Below are 2405 nucleotides of genomic sequence, written 5' to 3'. Positions count from 1 at the left end.
CGCTGTCTTTTCAATAAGAAGTGTGGCGCCTGCGTTGAAAAGGCGAACACGGCCCTTACTGAACACCATATCCATCTTGTTGTGAGCACAATAGGTTAGCGTATGGAGATAAAAGGCGTGTCCCGTCTCAGGGCGAATCTTGGGAAGCGTCAAGCATGGGATGCTTTGTAGTTTCTCCGATAAATAGGCGATATTGTCCCAGCGTTCACGAAGGAGTCGGGGGAGTTTTTTCAATTGTTCACGGGCAATGGCGGCCTCAATTTCGGTCATGCGATAGTTAAAGCCAAGCATGTTAACAAGGGAGGCCGTTCCCCTGGCCTCCACGACCGCCTCCGCATGATTTCGGATGAGTCGCAATTTCTCAGCCAGATCATCATTTTGGGTGACAATGATGCCGCCTTCTCCGGTGTGAATGTGTTTGTGATAGTTGAGCGAAAACACACCCATGTCCCCCAATGTTCCCGCAAACTGTCCGCGATAGGTGGCTCCCGGTGCTTGGGCACAGTCCTCGATCACGAGCAGCTGATGTTTTTTTGCCAGGGCACGAATGGCGTCGACATCAAAGACTTGACCAAACAGATCGACGACAATGATGGCCTTGGTTCGAGGGGTGATGCGCTGCTCAATCGATTGGGGCGAGAGGCAGTAATAGTCCTCCTCGATGTCAGAAAAGACAGGAATTGCGTTGTAAATAAGGGGGGCGATGGCAGAGGCGGACATGGTATAGGGACTGACGATGACCTCGTCTCCTGGGCCGATACCCGCAGCCCCAACAGCACAATAGAGCCCGGATGTTGCAGAATTGACCGCAATGGCATGCTTGACCCCAAAGTGATCCGCCCATTCCTCTTCCAGCGCGCGAACCTCGGGGCCGCCCAAAAAGTCTTCGTGCCAGGTGCCGAGAAATCGAGAAAGTACGCCGGAATCCAGAACACGCTTGACGGCGGCTTCTTCCTCCGTTCCGATGGTTCGATAGGGAGGGAAATAATCGTTTCGGACTTTGGGTCCACCATGAATTGCTAATTGGCTCAAAGGTACCCCACCATTTCGTTGATCACCCGTTCGACGGGATTATGGATAAAAGTATACGAGATATTCGGTGGTTTTTTAAGGGTATGCGTCAATTTTTCAAAGAGATCATGTTCCAACGTAACTGATTTGGTTACGCCCATTCGGCTCAATACAAAGGGATCTGGCCGATGAAGGCCGATTTGGACGCTGAGTATGCGTTGTCCAACCAAGGAAGCCTCCAAGAGAAACATCGAGGACATCCCAATGACCAGATCGGACGAACAGATGAGATCAAGCGAGGGTGAGGTCGAATCCACGAGGACGCGGAATGAGGGCGAGATGTCGTTCAGGAGTGAATCGAAATGAGCTCGGCCCTCTTTGGGATGCGGACGGATGACGAGACAAAGTGTATCAAGGTCGGGGAGCTGCGAAAGTGCCGTCAGGACCGAGCGCAAGATAGAAAGCTCAGTATATCCCCAAAAATGAGGCCCGGATTCGGTTTCATGATAGGTGGTGGTGATGGGTTCGGACGCAAAGACGAGGAGAAGGGTGTTGCCAGAGACGGCATGGATCCGACGAAAGGACGGGATGAGGGACTGAGCGCGCTTGAGAACGGTTTCAAAATAGGGTTGACCGGTCACAATGATGCGATCGGCTTCGAGGCCTTCCTGAATGGCCTCCTGCTTGGCGAAGTCATCCATGACACAAATCTTATCGGGTAGAAATTCCAGAATAGGATGAGCATGGAATGCGGCGAGCTCCGAGACGCCATGGCGTGAAAATCGGAGGCCATAATTGATCCACTGATCGAGAATCGCAAAAGAAGGGATACCAAGCTCTCGAGCGGCCTGCCATAAATATTTTTCAGCCATGTCATCGGCACTGGTTCCCGTAAAAAGAAAATCAGGCTGGTTGTCGTGAAGAAGCCCCATCACGCTTTCAGGGGTGATGGGTGATATCACCCGAAGGATATCTTGTGCGACCAGACCGGCCTCGTCGAACGTCTTCAGCGCCACGTCTTTTCCGAAAAGAGAAACAGAGAAGCCACGGTTCCGCAAGGGCACGACCAGTGGAGCAATGGCGTTGGCTCCTCCGGGGTCGCGAGCAAAGAGGAGAATGGTTTTTTTAGACGCCATCACGAATACGTAAGGCAAGTTCCAGGGCATGAATGCCATCATCGAGTGAGCATAGGGGGGAACCCGATGTCGTCAGTACCGCATAGAGATTGTCGAGCATTCGAGGGAGACAATCCGAAAGGTTGAGGGTGTGTTGTTCAGCTGGCACAAGGTTGAGATGTCCACGGAAAAGTTCACTCTCCGCTGTCTTTTCAATAAGAAGTGTGGCGCCTGCGTTGAAAAGGCGAACACGGCCCTTACTGAACACCATATCCATCT

Annotated in this window: 3 protein-coding genes; all 3 read right to left on the bottom strand. The window is 52.2% G+C overall.

Annotation, left to right across the window (positions count from 1 at the left end):
• On the bottom strand, positions 1-1032 hold a 1032-nt coding region (locus EJP87_RS15440; protein WP_130472752.1), incomplete at its 3' end, for a DegT/DnrJ/EryC1/StrS family aminotransferase.
• Positions 1029-2177 carry a UDP-N-acetyl glucosamine 2-epimerase gene (locus tag EJP87_RS15435; protein WP_130472751.1) on the bottom strand — a complete coding sequence of 383 codons (1149 nt, stop codon included), beginning with the start codon at positions 2175-2177 and terminating at the stop codon, positions 1029-1031. The genes EJP87_RS15435 and EJP87_RS15440, both read right to left, overlap by 4 nt.
• The coding region (locus EJP87_RS18705; protein WP_227657690.1) for a hypothetical protein at positions 2137-2405 on the bottom strand (269 nt) is incomplete at its 5' end. The genes EJP87_RS18705 and EJP87_RS15435, both read right to left, overlap by 41 nt.

Source organism: Candidatus Magnetaquicoccus inordinatus (assembly GCF_004217665.1).
Classification (GTDB): domain Bacteria; phylum Pseudomonadota; class Magnetococcia; order Magnetococcales; family Magnetaquicoccaceae; genus Magnetaquicoccus; species Magnetaquicoccus inordinatus.
The sequence above is the reverse complement of the archived record's forward strand: the minus strand, read 5'-3'. Positions and strand labels throughout refer to the sequence as shown.